The sequence below is a fragment of the Geodermatophilus sp. TF02-6 genome (assembly GCF_003319115.1).
GTDB lineage: Bacteria > Actinomycetota > Actinomycetes > Mycobacteriales > Geodermatophilaceae > Geodermatophilus.
In genome coordinates this window covers 39,106-54,488 of the sequence record NZ_QOHF01000007.1, presented here as the reverse complement: position 1 = coordinate 54,488, position 15,383 = coordinate 39,106, and the positions used below count along the sequence as shown (strand labels likewise).

General features: G+C 75.3%; 15 protein-coding genes. 11 read left to right on the top strand and 4 right to left on the bottom strand.

Annotated elements, in window-relative coordinates; genetic code table 11:
- Positions 1-60: 60 nt before the first annotated feature.
- Both DQ238_RS08305 and DQ238_RS08300 read right to left on the bottom strand, forming a co-directional pair.
- Complete coding sequence (locus DQ238_RS08305) at positions 61-435, bottom strand: hypothetical protein (protein ID WP_113780827.1); 375 nt, start codon at positions 433-435, stop codon at positions 61-63.
- A gap of 219 nt (positions 436-654) precedes the next feature.
- Positions 655-945, bottom strand: a complete 291-nt coding sequence (locus tag DQ238_RS08300; protein WP_147263031.1) for a hypothetical protein — start codon at positions 943-945, stop codon at positions 655-657.
- Positions 946-1,206: 261 nt separating this feature from the next.
- On the opposite strand from DQ238_RS08300, the gene DQ238_RS08295 reads away from it, so the two are divergent.
- From DQ238_RS08295 to fabG, 8 genes are all read left to right on the top strand, one after another.
- Positions 1,207-1,623 (top strand): STAS domain-containing protein, encoded by a 417-nt coding sequence (locus DQ238_RS08295; RefSeq protein WP_233495816.1) that lies wholly within the window; start codon positions 1,207-1,209, stop codon positions 1,621-1,623.
- A gap of 241 nt (positions 1,624-1,864) precedes the next feature.
- Positions 1,865-2,665, top strand: a complete 801-nt coding sequence (locus tag DQ238_RS08290) for an ABC transporter ATP-binding protein (protein ID WP_113780825.1) — start codon at positions 1,865-1,867, stop codon at positions 2,663-2,665.
- Positions 2,653-3,528: an ABC transporter ATP-binding protein gene (locus DQ238_RS08285; protein ID WP_233495815.1), complete on the top strand. Its 876-nt coding sequence runs from the start codon at positions 2,653-2,655 to the stop codon at positions 3,526-3,528. Before DQ238_RS08290 ends, DQ238_RS08285 begins: the two co-directional genes overlap by 13 nt.
- Positions 3,525-4,415, top strand: a complete 891-nt coding sequence (locus tag DQ238_RS08280) for a branched-chain amino acid ABC transporter permease (RefSeq protein ID WP_113780824.1) — start codon at positions 3,525-3,527, stop codon at positions 4,413-4,415. Before DQ238_RS08285 ends, DQ238_RS08280 begins: the two co-directional genes overlap by 4 nt.
- Positions 4,408-5,634: a branched-chain amino acid ABC transporter permease gene (locus DQ238_RS08275; protein WP_113780823.1), complete on the top strand. Its 1,227-nt coding sequence runs from the start codon at positions 4,408-4,410 to the stop codon at positions 5,632-5,634. The genes DQ238_RS08280 and DQ238_RS08275 overlap by 8 nt, the downstream gene beginning before the upstream one ends.
- Positions 5,631-6,872 (top strand): ABC transporter substrate-binding protein, encoded by a 1,242-nt coding sequence (locus DQ238_RS08270; RefSeq protein ID WP_113780822.1) that lies wholly within the window; start codon positions 5,631-5,633, stop codon positions 6,870-6,872. Before DQ238_RS08275 ends, DQ238_RS08270 begins: the two co-directional genes overlap by 4 nt.
- A gap of 172 nt (positions 6,873-7,044) precedes the next feature.
- Positions 7,045-8,256: an acetyl-CoA C-acetyltransferase gene (locus DQ238_RS08265; protein ID WP_113780821.1), complete on the top strand. Its 1,212-nt coding sequence runs from the start codon at positions 7,045-7,047 to the stop codon at positions 8,254-8,256.
- A 181-nt stretch (positions 8,257-8,437) separates the two neighbouring features.
- Positions 8,438-9,205: a 3-oxoacyl-ACP reductase FabG gene (gene fabG, locus DQ238_RS08260; RefSeq protein WP_199506205.1), complete on the top strand. Its 768-nt coding sequence runs from the start codon at positions 8,438-8,440 to the stop codon at positions 9,203-9,205.
- 123 nt (positions 9,206-9,328) lie between these two features.
- On the opposite strand, the gene DQ238_RS08255 is transcribed toward fabG, so the two are convergent.
- Positions 9,329-10,180, bottom strand: coding sequence for a DUF1206 domain-containing protein (locus tag DQ238_RS08255; protein ID WP_113780819.1), 852 nt, complete (start codon positions 10,178-10,180; stop codon positions 9,329-9,331).
- A gap of 207 nt (positions 10,181-10,387) precedes the next feature.
- Between DQ238_RS08255 and DQ238_RS23110 the strand changes: the two genes are divergently transcribed.
- The 3 genes from DQ238_RS23110 (at position 10,388) to DQ238_RS22730 (ending at position 13,263) form a co-directional block, all read left to right on the top strand.
- Positions 10,388-11,014 carry a hypothetical protein gene (locus tag DQ238_RS23110; protein WP_199506204.1) on the top strand — a complete coding sequence of 209 codons (627 nt, stop codon included), beginning with the start codon at positions 10,388-10,390 and terminating at the stop codon, positions 11,012-11,014.
- A gap of 75 nt (positions 11,015-11,089) precedes the next feature.
- The gene (locus DQ238_RS08245) at positions 11,090-12,718 is read left to right on the top strand and encodes an SIR2 family protein (protein WP_113780818.1); all 1,629 of its coding nucleotides are present in this window, start codon (positions 11,090-11,092) and stop codon (positions 12,716-12,718) included.
- Between the two features lie 338 nt (positions 12,719-13,056).
- The gene (locus DQ238_RS22730) at positions 13,057-13,263 is read left to right on the top strand and encodes a hypothetical protein (RefSeq protein ID WP_158550735.1); all 207 of its coding nucleotides are present in this window, start codon (positions 13,057-13,059) and stop codon (positions 13,261-13,263) included.
- A gap of 130 nt (positions 13,264-13,393) precedes the next feature.
- On the opposite strand, the gene DQ238_RS08235 is transcribed toward DQ238_RS22730, so the two are convergent.
- A complete protein-coding gene (locus DQ238_RS08235; RefSeq protein WP_113780816.1) occupies positions 13,394-15,376 on the bottom strand; it encodes an amino acid transporter in 1,983 nt (660 codons plus the stop codon).
- Positions 15,377-15,383 lie beyond the last annotated feature (7 nt).

Genomic DNA, 15,383 nt, shown 5'->3' with positions numbered 1-15,383 from the left:
TGGCCCCGTCCCGGGTCCCGCCCTGAGCCTGCGAAGGGTGGGGAGGACGGGGTCCTTCTACTACTGCCAGCGCGGGATCGCCATCGCCCCGGGCGCGTGGCCGTGCGCCGACGGGTGGGCGGGCGAGCCATGGCCGCGACCCCCCGGGGCGCCCGGCGACGGGGCGTGCCCCGCCCCGGACCAGCAGCGGTACAGCGACAGCCACTGCTCGGTGGTCAGGTCCGCCGGCCGGGCGGTCGGCGGCAGGCCCGCCGTCCGCAGCCAGCGGACGCCGGCGGTGCCGGGCAGGGTGGCGCGGAGGACGGCGCCGAGCGCGGCACCGGGTCGGGCGAGGACGGCGCCGGCGAGGCGGTCGAAGGCGGCCGCCTCCGCCTCGGGCAGCGCGGCGCGGGCGGTGGTGGGGGCGCCGTCGAGGGTGCGGTGCGGACGGGACACGAGGGCCTCCGGGACACGAGGGCCTCCGGGAGGAGGGCGGGGCTGCGCGCAGCCGGGGAGAGCAAGGGGGGCGCGGACGGCGGGGAGCGTCGGCTCGACCCGCGGGGTACGTCGCTCGGGGGAGCTCAGGACCGCATGGCGGCGACCGTAGGGACGACGGCGCCGCGGTGTCGACCGGTTTTCCCGGGCGGACACCGCGGAGGTCGACCGGTGGTGGGGCTACTGGGCGGAGCGGTCGCCCTTGCGCTGCTGGTGGGCCTCCCAGCGGGCGCGGTCCCTGGCGCGCGCCTCCTTGGTCTTCTCCCGCTGCGCCGCGCGGCGGCGGGCGCGGGCGAGCTCGCGCTGCTCGAAGGTGGAGTGCCGGTCCCAGTCACTGGCCATCAGCGCCACCACCCACAGGCACAGCCCGACGATGGCGATGAACGAGGCGAGGATCGGGTCGAGCAGCAGGAAGGCCGCGACCGACACAGCCAGCCAGACCCCGCCCCACACCGTCAACCGCTTCGACACGACGACCAGTATCCCCGCCCGCGGGACGGCGGCGGCGGCCCGCGCGGGCCGCCGCCGCAGACCACGACCCTGCGCCCCCGCTGCGGCGGACCTCGATCCCGGTCCGCCCGCTCCGGCCGACCTTGATTTGATGCGCTCCACTCTCTACCGTCGCAGGCAGCGGTTCAACAGGTCAGCCGCGGCACAGCCCGGACTCCGCGCCGCACCCCGGCACTCCTGCCGTGGTCCTCGTACGGGTTCGCTCTCCCCGAGAGGCGTTCCGTGACCGCTGTCTCCCTCCCGTCCACCGACGAGCTCGTGCCCACCGACGAGCTCGTGTCCATCGATGAGCTCGTGCCCACCGACGAGCTCGTGTCCATCGACGTGACCACCTCCGCCGCGGGCGTCGTCGTCACCGTGACCGGCGAGGTCGACGCCTGCACCGCCCCCTCCCTGCAGGCCGCGGTCGACGCCGCGTTCGACGCCCCCGCCCTGACCGTCGACCTCGACGGGGTGACCTTCCTGGACTCGGCCGGCCTGTGCGTGCTGGCCCGCGCCCACCGCGAGGCGTCCGAGCGGGGCGTGCGGCTGCGCGTGCTCGCGTCCGGCCGAGCGGTCGTCCGGCCGCTGCAGATCACGGGGCTGTGGGAGCTGCTCGGCGTCGAGCTCGTCGCCCCCGGCGCCGGCAGCGCCGCCTGACGGCCGGGAGCGCCCGTCGCGGGCTGCGCCGCGCCCGGCGCTGACCGGCGGCGACACCTCCGACCGCGGCCGACGCCCGGTCCCCCACGCGGGGGACCCAGATCACCTGGAGGTCACGAAACACCGCGTCGGGGTTCCGGTGGGACGCCGTCCGCTTACAGTGTCCCGCCATGTGCTCCAGATCACCCGGGTCCGGTCCAGGTGCCCCGACCGCGGAGGCCTCCGCACGGCCGGAGCCCGCGTGCTGAGCATCGACGCGCTGCAGGTCACCTACGGCGGTGCCGTCCAGGCCGTCCGGGGGATCTCCATGGAGGTGCCCGACGACGCGGTCGTGGCGGTGCTGGGCAGCAACGGCGCCGGCAAGACCACCCTGCTGCGGACCATCTCGGGCACCCTGCGGCTGCACCGGGGGCGGGTCGACGCGGGCACGGTGTGCTTCGACGGGGAGGACGTCACCGGCCGCGACCCGGGGCAGATCGTGCGCCGGGGCGTGGTGCAGGTCCCGGAGGGACGGCGGATCTTCGGCCGGCTCACCGTCGAGGAGAACCTGCGGGCCGGCGGCATGGGCAACCGCGACCGTGCCGCCAAGGCCGCCGCGCACGCCCGCGTCCACGACCTCTTCCCCGTCCTCGCCGAGCGCAGCAGCCAGCGGGCGGGTCTGCTCTCCGGCGGCGAGCAGCAGATGCTCGCCATCGGGCGGGCGCTCATGGCCAGCCCGAGGCTGCTCCTGCTCGACGAGCCCTCGCTGGGGCTCGCGCCCCGGGTGATCGGCCAGATCGGGGAGGTGGTCGCCGAGATCAACCGGCAGGGCACCTCGGTGCTGCTGGTCGAGCAGAACGCCACGATGGCGCTCGGGGTCGCCGACCTCGCCTACGTGCTCGACGTCGGCCGGGTGTCCCTGTCCGGCGCGGCCCGGGAGCTGGCCGCCACCGACGAGGTGCAGCGGCTCTACCTCGGCTCCGACAGCGGCGCCGCCAGCCCCGCGCCGCGCGAGCGAGGCGGGCGCGCCCCCCGCCGGACGCTGTCCCGGTGGACGGCGTGAGCGCGGCCGGCGCCGAGCGGGCGGCCCCCCGCACCGACGTCGCCCCGCTCGAGGTCGAGCACGTCAGCGTCCGGTTCGGGGCGATCCGGGCGCTGAACGACGTGTCCTTCACGGTCGCTCCGGGGACCATCCACGCCGTCATCGGGCCCAACGGCGCCGGCAAGTCGACGATGTTCAACGTCCTGTCGGGGGTCTACCGGGCCAGCGAGGGCGAGGTCCGCTTCGGCGACGCCCGGCTCGACCGGATGCGGCCGTTCCAGATCGCCGACGTCGGCGTGGCCCGGGCGTTCCAGAACATCGCGCTCTCCGGCGCCCAGACGGTGGCCGAGAACCTCATGCTCGGCCGGCACCACCTGACGAGGGCGGGGTTCCTCTCCTCCGGGCTGCGGCTGCCCCGGGCCACCCGGGAGGGGCGGGTGCACGGCGAGCGGATCCGGGAGATCGCCGAGTTCCTCGACATCGGCGACGAGCTGCACACCCCGGTCGGCGTCCTCTCCTACGGCGACCAGAAGCGGGTCGAGGTGGCGCGGGCGCTGTGCACCGAACCCCGGCTGCTGCTGCTCGACGAGCCCGTGGCCGGGATGAACGCGGAGGAGACCGCCCGCATGGCCGAGGCGATCCGCGAGATCCGGGCCGCGCTGGAGATCTCGGTCATCCTGGTCGAGCACGACATGGGCATGGTCATGTCCCTGGCCGACCGGGTCACCGTCCTGGACTTCGGCCGCCGGATCGCCGACGGCACCCCCGCCGAGGTGCAGGCCGACCCCGAGGTCATCCGGGCCTACCTGGGTTCCGGCGAGGAGGACAGCCCCGCCCCGGCCGCCGTCCACCACCGCACCGACTCCCCGGGGAGCCCGTCGTGACCCAGTTCCTGTCCCTGCTGCTCAACGGCGTATCGCTGGGCGCGATCTACGCGCTCATCGCGCTCGGCTTCGTGATCATCTTCAAGGCCAGCGAGGTGGTCAGCTTCACCCAGGGCTCGCTGCTACTGCTCGGCGCCTACACGATGGCCCGGCTGTCCGGGCCCATCGGCTTCCTGCCGGCCGTGCTGGTCGGCATCCTCGTCACCGCGCTGGCCGCGTTCCTCATCGAGCGGCTGGTCATCAACCGGCTGCGCGGCGCCCCGGTGATCAGCCTGGCGATCGTCACCATCGGCGTCGACATCATCCTGCTCACCGAGCTCATCCGGCGGATCGGCCCGGACATCCTCAACGTGCCGCACCCCTGGGGCGGGGAGTCGGTCCGCATCGGCGGGGTCGGGATCAGCCAGAACCGGCTGATCGCCATGGTCGTCGCGGGCCTGCTCATCGTCGTGTTCTTCGTGCTGTTCAAGTACTCCAGCTGGGGCGTGGCCATGCGGGCCTCGGCGGAGGACGGCGAGACCGCGGCGCTGATGGGCATCCGGCAGGGCCGCGTCTCCGCGGTGGCCTGGATCGTCGCCGGCGCCCTGGCCGCGGTGGCGGCGCTGTTCCTCGTCGGCGCACCCACCCCCGGGGTCAGCGCCGCCGCCTACACCGTGGCGCTGCGGGCGTTCCCGGCGGCGATCCTGGGCGGCCTGGACTCCACCGGCGGCGCGCTGGTCGGCGGGCTGCTCATCGGGCTGGCCGAGTCCTTCGCCGCCGGCTACCAGGAGCACCTGCTCTTCCTCGGCCGCGGCTTCGGCGAGGTGGTGCCGTACGTCGTGATGATCGCCGTCCTGCTCGTCCGCCCGTCGGGGCTCTTCGGCACCAAGGAGCTCACCCGTGTCTGAGCAGACCCTCCCGGCGGCGCGGGGGGCGACCCGGGCACCGGCCCGCCCGGCGTCGAACGCCCGCCCCCGCCGGTCGCTGCTGCGGCCGCTGCTGACCGCCGCGCTGCTGGTGGTCCTGCTGGCCGTCCCGTTCTACGTCGACGAGTTCTGGCTGCGGACCGGCTTCGCCGTCTTCGGCGCGGCCGTCGGCGCCATCGGGCTGAACCTGCTGGTCGGCACCACCGGGCAGCTGTCCCTGGCGCACGCCTTCTTCCTCGCCGTCGGCGCCTACAGCTACGTCTACGTCTCCGGGGAGTCCGGCGGGCTGGGCACGCGGGCGGAGCTGCAGGGGCTCGGGGCGCCACCGGTCGTGGGCATGGTCGTGGGCGTGCTGCTCGCCGGCCTGGCCGGCCTGGTGTTCAGCCCGATCGCGGCGCGGCTGCGCGGCATCTACCTCGGGGTCGCCTCGCTGGGCCTGGTGTTCATCGGCGTCCACGTCATCAACACCTGGACGCCGGTGACCGGCGGCTTCAACGGCCGCTCGGCGCCGCAGTTCTCGCTGTTCGGGTTCTCCTTCGGCAACGACGACCCGCCGCTGGCGGTCCTCGGCGTCCCCTTCCGGGAGGCCGAGCGGCTGTGGTACCTCGGGCTGGTCCTGGCCCTGGCCGGCTACGTCTTCGCCCGCAACCTGCTGCGCAGCCGCCCCGGGCGGGCGCTGCAGACCCTGCGCGACAGCGAGGTCGCCGCCTCGGTCATGGGCGTCAACGTCCAGGCCTACAAGGCGCGGGTCTTCCTGGTCAGCTCGATGTACGCCGGGCTCTCCGGCGTCCTCTACGCGCTGTCCATCGGCAGCGTCGCGCCCGAGTCGTTCACGCTGGTGGTCTCCATCCAGTACCTGGCGATGGTCGTCCTCGGCGGCCTGGGCTCGGTGGGCGGCGCGGCGCTGGGGGCGCTGTTCGTCACCGCCCTGCCGCTGGTCTTCCAGCGCTACGCCGACGTGCTGCCGCTGGTCAGCGCCCCAGGGCAGGGCGGGATCTCCGCCAGCTTCGCGGCCCGCTACCTCTACGGCGCCGCGATCGTCCTCGTCATCCTGTTCGAACCCGCCGGCCTGGCCGGCATCGCCCAGCGACTGCGATCCGGCTTGCGCCGGGGCCGTGCACCCGCCCGCCGCGCAGACGCGGCCCCCACTTCCCCACCCACCCCCTCCGATCGACCAGCACAAGGGAGCGAGACCAGATGAGAGCGAGCAGAGCTCTGCGCGCGGGCACGGCGGTGGCCGCGGCCGTCGCCGTCGTGGCGGCCGCCGGCTGCAGCACCAAGGCGCAGGACAGCGGCGGGAGCGGCGGCGAGGCCAGCGGCGAGGTGGCCACCGACGTCGGCATCGAGGGGACGACGATCACCCTGGGCGTCCTCACCGACCTGACCGGGGTGTTCGCCGCGCTCGGCAACGACATCACCAACGCCAACCAGCTGTTCTGGCAGGACAACCAGGTCTGCGACACCTACGACGTCGAACTCGACGTCCAGGACACCGGCTACGTCCCGCAGACCGGCGTGCAGCTCTACAGCGGCATGGAGCCCAACATCCTGGCGATGCAGCAGACGATCGGCTCGCCGATCAACACCGCGCTGGCGCAGAACTACGAGTCCGACCAGATCGTCAACTTCCCGTCCGCCTGGGCCAGGACGCTCACCGAGATCCCCGGCACCGGCGTCCTCGGCGCCACCTACGACGTCGAGATCTCCAACGGGTACGACTACCTCTTCAAGCAGGGCCTGCTGAAGGAGGGCGACACCGTCGGGCACATCTACTTCGAGGGCGAGTACGGGGAGAACGGGCTGGCCGGCACCCAGGCCGTCGCCCAGGAGCGCAACCTGCAGGTGATCCCGGCGCAGATCAAGTCCAGCGACCAGGACATGACCGCGCAGATCACCCAGTTCGCCGCGGCCGGGGTGGACGCGATCGCGCTGACCGTCGCCCCCACCCAGACGGCGTCGGCCGCCGCGGTGGCGGCCGCCCAGGGGCTGAACGTGCCGATCATCGGCAGCAACCCGGTCTTCGCCCCGGGGCTGCTGCAGGGCCCCGCGGCGCAGGCGCTCAAGGACCACCTCTACGTCGCCTCGCCCATCTCCGCGTGGGACCAGCACCCCGACCTGCTGCAGCAGTACCAGGCCGCCCACCCGGACGTGCAGCCCAGCCTCGGCGCGGTGTTCGGCTACGGCATGGGAGAGACGATGAAGCAGGTGCTCGACGCCGCCTGTGACAACGGCGACCTCACCCGCGCCGGTGTGCTGCAGGCGTTCAACGACCTGCAGGACATCGACACCGGCGGGCTGATCGTGCCGATCAACGGCTTCGAGCAGGGCAGGTCCCCGAGCCTGGAGAGCTTCATCCTGCGGCCGGCCGACGTCCCCGGGGGCGCCACCGTCGTCCAGGACGCCTTCGAGGGCGAGTTCGCCGAGGGCCTGGCCGGCTGAACAAGGACCCCCTCCCTCCCCACCCCTCGTACCTCGGGGCGGGCCCCTGGGAGGGGGCCGTTCCAGCACGTCACCTGCGGCGCCCCCTCCCCCGGGAGGGGGCGCCGTTGCACGCAGGGACCGCGGGAGGAGACTCGGGCCCGGCAGGCTGAGCCGACGACGAGGAGGACCCGTGCGCGATGCGGTCATCTGCGAGCCCCTGCGGACCCCGGTGGGGGGCTTCGGCGGCTCGCTCCGGGACGTACCGGTGCAGGAGCTCGCCGCCACGGTGATCCGCGCCGTCGTGGAGCGGACGGGGCTGGCGCCCGAGGCGGTGGACGACGTCCTGCTCGGCCACTGCTACCCGACGATGGACGCCCCGGCGCTCGGCCGGGTCGCCGCCCTGGACGCCGGCCTGCCGGTGACCGCCTCCGGGCTGCAGATCGACCGGCGCTGCGGCTCGGGTCTGCAGGCGGTGCTCTACGCGGCGATGCAGGTCACCTCGGGCGCCTCGGAGGTCGTGCTGGCCGGCGGCGCGGAGTCGATGAGCAACGCGCCCTTCTACACGACCGCGATGCGCTGGGGGGTCAAGGCCGGGCCGGGTGTGCTGTTGCAGGACGGGCTGGCCCGCGGCCGGGTGACCGCCGGCGGGCGCAACCACCCGGTGCCCGGCGGCATGCTCGAGACCGCGGAGAACCTGCGCCGCGACTACCGGATCGGCCGCGAGGAGCAGGACGAGTACGCCGTGCGCAGCCACCAGCGGGCCGCCGCCGCCACCGAGGAGGGCCGGTTCGCCGACGAGATCGTGCCGGTGACGGTGAAGCAGCGGAAGGGCGAGGTCGTCGTCGACCGCGACGAGCACATCCGCCCGGACTCCACGGTGGAGACCCTCGCGAAGCTGCGCCCGATCATGGGCAAGGACGACCCGGAGGCCACCGTGACCGCGGGCAACGCCAGCGGGCAGAACGACGGCGCCGCGGTCTGCGTGGTGACGCACCCGGACAAGGCCGCGGAACTGGGTCTGCGGCCGCTGGTCCGGCTGGTCTCCTGGGCCGTGGGCGGTGTGCCGCCGGCGACCATGGGCATCGGCCCGGTGCCGGCCACGGCCAAGGCGCTCGCCCTGGCCGACCTGAAGCTCGCCGACGTCGACCTGATCGAGCTCAACGAGGCCTTCGCGTCGCAGGTCCTCGCGGTCACCCGCGAGTGGGGCTTCACCGGGTCGGACTTCGACCGGGTGAACGTCAACGGCTCCGGCATCTCCCTCGGCCACCCGGTCGGCGCCACCGGGGGCCGCATCCTGGCCACCCTCACCCGCGAGATGGTCCGCCGCGACGCCCGGTACGGGCTGGAGACGATGTGCATCGGCGGCGGGCAGGGCCTGGCCGCGCTGTTCGAGCGGGTCTGAACAAGGACCCCCCTGCCCCCGCCATGAAAGGACCCCGTCCTCCTCACCCTTTGCAAGCTCAGGGTGAGCCTCTGGACGGGGCCGGCGGCGGGACCCTACAGGGGGGCCGCCGTCCTCCCCACCCTCGCAGGCTCGGGGCGGGTCCCTGGACGGGCCGGCCCTCGACCACAGGAGCTGCCACATGTCCGCACCCACCGGATCCGCCCGCGTCGCGATCGTCACCGGCGCCGCCCGCGGCATCGGCGCCGCCACCGCCCGGCGGCTGGCCGCCGACGGGTTCGCGGTCGCGGTGGTCGACCTGCGCGAGGACGAGGCCCAGGTGACCGTGCAGGCCATCGAGGCCGCCGGGGGCCGGGCGCTGGCGGTGGGCGCCGACGTGGGGGACGCCGACCAGGTGCAGGCCGCCGTCGAGCGGGTCGCCGCCGAGCTCGGCCCGCCCGTGGTGCTGGTCAACAACGCCGGCGTCACCCGCGACAACCTGTTGTTCAGGATGACCGACACCGACTGGGACGTGGTCCTGCACGTGCACCTGCGCGGCTCGTTCCTCATGACCCGGGCGGTGCAGCGGCACATGATCGAGGCCGGCTGGGGGCGGATCGTCAACCTGTCGAGCACCTCGGCGCTGGGCAACCGCGGCCAGGCCAACTACGCGACCGCCAAGGCCGGGCTGCAGGGCTTCACCAAGACCCTCGCCATCGAGCTGGGCCGCTTCGGCGTCACCGCCAACGCGATCGCGCCGGGCTTCATCGTCACCGACATGACGCGGGCGACCGCCGCCCGCCTGGGCAGGGACTGGGACGAGTACGTCACCGAGCGGGCCGCGGCGATCCCGGTGCAGCGCGCCGGCGTCCCTGCAGACATCGCGCACACCGTGTCGTTCCTGGTCAGCGAGGGCGCCGGCTTCGTCTCCGGCCAGGTCGTCTACGTCGCCGGCGGCCCCCGCACCTGACCGTCGTCCCCACAGGACGATCAGGTGAGCTCATGGTCCGGCGTCCTGGCTCACCGTCGACACTGAGCCAGGACGCGGAACGACCAGCTCACCTGATCGTTCGCGGACGCACCTGGCCGGTGCTCAGGTGCGCTGGGGATAGCGGGCGCGGACGAAGCAGAAGGCGCCGAACGCGGCGATGCCCACGGCGACGAGGGTGAGCAGCACCTGCCCGAACGGCGCGCCCAGGATCGTGCGCATCGCTCCGTCGAGCCCGCTGGCCCTCGCCGCGTCGAAGGTGACGGCGGCGTAGGCCAGCAGCCCGCCCACCAGCCCCAGCGCCATCCCCTTGGCGGGGTAGCCGACCAGGCCGAGCTTCTCCACCAGCGACCGCGCACCGGGCGGGGTCTGCGCCAGGTCGATCTCCTGGAGGAACCGCTTCGAGACGCCCTTGTAGACGAGGTAGACGCCCACGCCGACCAGCACGAGCCCGGCGACGCCGACCAGCCAGCGCCCGCCGGGCCAGGCGAAGACGCCCGCCGTCTGCTGTTGCTGCTGCGCCGCGCTGGACTGCCCGCCGCCGGTGGCGAAGCGGATGGCCAGGACCGCCAGCACGACGTAGACCACCGCTTTGACGATCGACTTGGCCGTCTTGCCCAGGGCCTTCTTGCGCGCGTCGCCGGACGAGACCAGGCCGCTGCGCCAGCGCAGCACCTCGGCCGCCTGCCAGACCGCCAGCGCGATCAGCCCGACCGCCAGCAGCCACAGCAGCGGCCGGCCCAGCGGCTGCCCGGCCAGGGTGGCCAGCGCTCCGGACTGGTCGGCCGACTGGCCGCCGCCCTGGCCCCAGGCGAGCTGCAGGGCCAGCCAGGCGATCAGCAGGTGGACGACGCCGTAGGCGACCAGCCCGACCCGGGCCAGGTGCTCGAGGACGTCGCTGTTCCCCGCCCGGTCCGCGGCTCCGGCGGCCGATCCGATCGTCCCGTGCCCGCTCATGGCCGGCTCCCTCCCCGCTCTCCCCGTCCTGGGAGACGGACCAGGGTGGCACACCACGGGCTCCGGTGTCGGTCGGATCTCAGCCGGCCGGCCGACGGGCCGCCGCCCGTCGCGGCCCCGGGGCGGCCGGTCACGGACCGCGCCCGGCCGGAGGGACCGGCTCCGGCTGGCCGCGCCGGCGCGCCCCGGTGGGGGACACTGGCCCCCGTGGCGGACGGCGCAGCGGTGCGGACGGCGGAGCGGACGAGCCCGGAGCAGGCCCGGCGGGCGTGGCCCCGGTGGCTGGCCGGTGGGATCGCGCTGCTGCTCGTCGCCGTCGTCGCGGTGGTCTGGGACGCCGGCGGCGCCCGGCTGCTGCTCGGCGTCGCCGGCGCGCTGGCCGTGGGCCGCGGCGCGGTGCTGGCCTCCGGCGCCCGGAGCCGGGGGGCGGGCGCCGCGGCGCTCGGCGCCGGCCTGGCCGCGGTCGGGGTCGCGCTCGCGTCGGCGTCCGCCTCGGGCTGGGTGCTGCTCGCCGCCGTGCCGGCCGGGCTGCTCGCGGGGGCGCTGGCGCTGCTCGGTCGTGGCGGGGCCGTCCGCCGCGGCGGTCGGGCCGCGCTGGTGTGGTGGGCGCTGGTCACCGGCCTGCTCGTCGCGACCGGGCTGGTCGCCGGCTGGTCGCGGGCGGCCGGCGGCGCCGCCGTGGTGGCCGCGCTCGCGGTCGGCCTGCTCGGCGTCCTCCTCCTCGTCGGCGCCCTCAACCTGCGCGCGCTCGCCGCCCGGCCGCCGGCCCCGGCCCGTCCGGCCGGCTGCGCCGGGTGCGCGTGCGGCGCCGGCGGCTGCGGCGCCCTCGGCTGAGCTCCGACCGCGCCGGGTCGCGAGCGGCCGTTCCCGTACCGGTTCGCGGCAGGCCGCCCGGGGCAACCCCCGGGCGTGACCGGACACGTCTTCGTGGTCGGGGCCGACCTGCGCCGGCTGGTGTGCGACGACGTCCTGGTGCCGACCGACCGCTCGCTGCGGGTGACCGCCGAGTGGCGCGAGCTGCTCCCCGCCGGCCTGGCGACCAGCGAGGACGGCGACGACCTCCGCCTGGACCTCTCCTGGCGCGGCGACGAGCGGGTGCTCGAGGTGCCCCGCGGGTCCGACGGCGGCGGAGCGCGGCGGCTGTGGCTGGTCGACACCGTCGACGACGGCACGCTCGACCCCGCCGACGTCCTGCCGTGGCTCGTCGACGGCGCCTGCCGGGCGCTGGCCGCCGTCGCCCGGCGGGAGGTGCCCGAGCCGGTGCACGGCCGGGCCCGCCGGCTGGTCGCGCTGCCCCCGCTGGGTACCGGCTGGGGCGGGGCCGCCGGGCGGCGCGGCACGCTGCTGCAGCGGCTGCTGCCGGCGCTGCGCGACTCGGCGGAGCAGCACGGCTTCGACGTCGCGCTGGTGCTGCGCGGGCCCAGCGACCTGGCCGCGGCGCAGCGGGTGCGCCGGGCCGAGCCGGACAGCTGGGACCTGCCCCCGTACCTGCGGCGGCTGGCCGAGGACCTCGGCGAGCGGGCCCGGCGCGGGCAGCTGGCCGTCTTCGCCGGCGCGGGGATGAGCGCGGCGGCCGGGCTGCCGACCTGGGAGCAGCTGGTCGACGAACTGGCCGGGCGGTCGGGGCTGGACGGCGCGCTGCGGGAGGGGCTGTCCCGGCTCCCGGCGCAGGACGCCGCGGCCCTGCTGGCCCGGGAGCTGGGCCGCGAGCGGCTGGAGCGCTACGTGCAGGAGCGGTTCGGCCCCGGCCACTACGCGCTGGCGCACGCGCTGATCGCCGACCTGCCGGTGCAGGAGTTCGTCACCACCAACTACGACCCCCTGGTCGAGCTCGCCGCCACCGACATCGGCCGCGACCTGGCCGTGCTGCCGTTCGAGGACGCCGAGCCGGGCCGGCCCTGGCTGCTCAAGCTGCACGGCGACGCCGCGCACCCGGACAGCATCGTGCTGACCCGCGAGGAGTACCTGGGCGGCGACTCCCGGGCCGCGCTGGCCGGGGTGCTGCACTCGCTGCTGCTGACCCGGCACGTCCTGTTCGTCGGCACCTCGATGCAGGACGACGACCTGATCCGCATCGCCCACCAGGTGCGCACCGCCAGCCAGGTGCCCGGAGCGGCGCCGCGCCGGCGCAGCGGCACCGTGCTGGCGCTGCGCGACGACCCGGCGCGGGCCCGGCTGTGGGAGCAGGACGTGCAGACCGTGGCCATGTCGCCCGCCGACGCCTCGCCGGCCGAGGCGGCCCGCCTGCTGGAGGTGCTGCTCGACCTCATCGGCTGCCTGTCCACCCCACCCACCGGCTACCTGCTCGACCCCGCCTACAGCGGCCTGCTCAGCGAGGAGGAGCGGGCGCTGGCCGGGGCGCTGCAGCGGGTGGCGCGCACCGTGCCCGCCGGGTCGACCTCGTGGGCGACCGGCGAGGTGGCCGCCCTGCTGCGCCGGCTGGGAGCCCGGCCCCGCGACGGCGGGGCCGACGGCGCTCCGCCCGACGAGGCCAGCCGTCCGCGCGACGACCGCCTCCAGCAGCAGCGGCCCGGCTGAGAAGAGGACCCCGCGTCCCCCCGCCGTTCGCAAGCTCGCACCAGGCCCCCTCCCCGTGCACCGACCCTGAGTCGACGACAGCGCCCGCCTGCTGGCCAGGGGCTCCGCCTGGCTCCCGGACGAGCGACGGGTGGCCGGCGCGGCGGATCCCGGCGAAGCCGGCCAGCGGGGTGGTGCGCCGCGTGCGCGGCTGCGCCTGAGCCGGCCGACGGCCGGTCCGCGGTGAGGGAGGAGCGACACCGCGGTCGGCCGGTCGCGCTGCGCAGCGGGCGCGCCGCGGCCGGCCGGGGGTGTCGGTGGCCCGTGGTCTGATCACCTCCCGGGGGAGAGGGGGCTGCATGAGCAGGTGGCTCGCGCCGCTGCTGGGCGCCGTCGGTCTGCTGACGCTGGTCGTGGGCATCGTCTGGGCCGAGTGGGACGCCGCGTCGATGGGTGGGGTGTCCGTGGTCGGCTGCGGCGCCGTCCTGCTCGCCGCCGCCGGGGGGATCGCCGCCGTCCACGAGGGGGTCGTGCGGCGCCGCCGTCGGCCGGTGCCGCGGCGCTGACCCGCCGGCCCATGCGCTCGGGTGGCCTCCCTGCAGGGTCCCCGGCCCCGTCCCGGGCCCCGCCCCGAGCCTGCGAGGGGTGGGGAGGACGGGGTCCTTCCCCGAGGGGTGGGGGCAGGGAGGCCCTTTCTCAGCCGCCGACGTGGATGCCGGGGCGCCGGGCCGGGTCGGGCTCGACCTCCCGGATGATCTCGCGCACCACCGGCGGGGTGTCGCCCTGGCCGAGCAGCAGGTAGCGGAACAGGTGGGTCAGCGGGTTGCCCTCCGACCACTCGAAGTGCGCGTGCGGCCGCACGCCGGTGGCGTCGCGCAGGGCCAGCAGGACGGCCGCGATCGCGTTGGGCGCCGCCGGCGCGTCGGTGCGCAGGACGTGGTGCCCGTCGACCTGCACCCCGTGCACGTGCAGCACCCCGCTGAAGACGGAGGGGTCGACCACGTCGACCTCCAGGAACAGCACGTCGGCCGTCCACGGCACCGGGTTCATCGTCCGCTGCGCGGCCTCCTTCTCCGCGTACTCCTCCCGGTCGCCGGCCTGCCGCTTGTTGGCCACCAGGTGCAGCCGGCCGTCGTGGGCCAGCGAGTCGGTGACGAACCGGCGGGCGACGTCGTCGAACTCGATGCGCTCGGCGCGCAGCTCCGTGGTGCGGGTGATCCGGGAGACCAGCGAGATGGCCACGATGCCGAGGACGAAGAACGCGGAGATGGTCAGCCCGTCGGGCTTCTCCACCACGTTGTCGACCAGCGCGTAGAGCAGCACCGCGGTGAGGACGGCGAAGCCGATGGCCGGCCCGCGGCGCCGACGGCGCGCCGCCGAGATGGTCACCGCGAGGGCGGCGGACACCATCATCGCCAGGATCCCGGTGGCGTACGCCCCCGCCTGCGCGTTGACGTCGGCCCGGAAGACCAGCGTGATGAGGACGCTCACCGCGGTGTAGACCAGGACGACCGGCCGGACCGCCCGGCCCCACTCCGGTGCCATCCCGTAGCTCGGCAGGTAGCGCGGCACGATGTTGATCAGGCCGGCCATCGCCGAGGCGCCGGCGAACCACAGGATCAGGATGCTGCTGACGTCGTAGACGGTGCCGAACACCTGGCCCACCCGCTCGTGGGCCAGGTAGGCCAGCGCCCGGCCGTTGGCCGCGCCGCCCGGGGCGAACTCGCCCGGGGGGATGAGCACCGTCGTCACCAGGGTGGTGGCGATCAGGTACCCGCTCATGATCACCGCTGCGGTGGTGAGCAGCTTGCGGGTGTTGCGCACCCGGGTGGCCAGCCGCTGCGCCGGCGTCCGCCCGTCCGTGGCGATCAGCGGCATCATGCTGACCCCGGTCTCGAACCCCGACAACCCCAGCACCAGCAGCGGGAAGGCGGCCACCGTGGGGAGCACCACGTCGCCGAACCCGCCGCCGCCCTCGGTCAGCCGCCCGACCCAGTCGCCGATCACGGCGGGCTGGGCCAGCACGTCGCTCATCCCGACGACGACCACCACCAGGTTCAGCAGCAGGAACACCGCGACCAGGGGGATGGCGACGGCGACGGCCTCGGTGAAGCCGAGCAGGAACACCCCGCCGAGGACGAGCAGCAGCACGACGGTGAGCGCGACGGCGTGCCCGTGCAGGGCGTCGGGGAAGAACGGGTTCTCCAGCACGTGCACGCTGGCGTCGGCCGCGGACAGGGTGATCGTGATGATCCACGAGGTCGCGACGAAGCCGAGCAGGACGAGGACGAAGACCTTGCCCCGCCAGAAGGGCAGCAGGTCCTCCAGCATCGCCACCGAGCCCTGCCCGTTCGGGCTCTCCTCGGCCACCCGGCGGTACATGGGCAGGACGCCGAACAGGGTGAGCGCCACGATGAGCAGCGTGGCCAGCGGGGACAGCGCCCCGGCGGTCAGCGCCGCGATCCCGGGCAGGTAGGACAGCGTGGAGAAGTAGTCCACCCCGGTCAGGCACATGACCTGCCACCACGGGTGGCCCCGGTGCCCGGTGCCGGCGGAGGCCGGCCCCTCGGGCTGCACGCGGTCGTGCAGCAGCCACCGGGTCAGCGGCCGCTGCGGCGGCGCGGGCCGGCGTGCGGTGTCGACGCAGGCCGGCACGGCCAGCTGTTCGGGCGCCACCATGTCGTTC

Excerpts from the sequence above, each read along its gene's own strand:
- DQ238_RS08270 (WP_113780822.1), top strand. The coding sequence starts at position 5,631 with ATGAGAGCGAGCAGAGCTCTGCGCGCGGGCACGGCGGTGGCCGCGGCC.
- fabG (WP_199506205.1), top strand. The coding sequence starts at position 8,438 with ATGTCCGCACCCACCGGATCCGCCCGCGTCGCGATCGTCACCGGCGCC.
- DQ238_RS22730 (WP_158550735.1), top strand. The coding sequence starts at position 13,057 with ATGAGCAGGTGGCTCGCGCCGCTGCTGGGCGCCGTCGGTCTGCTGACG.
- DQ238_RS08235 (WP_113780816.1), bottom strand. The coding sequence starts at position 15,376 with ATGGTGGCGCCCGAACAGCTGGCCGTGCCGGCCTGCGTCGACACCGCA.
- DQ238_RS08255 (WP_113780819.1), bottom strand. The coding sequence starts at position 10,180 with ATGAGCGGGCACGGGACGATCGGATCGGCCGCCGGAGCCGCGGACCGG.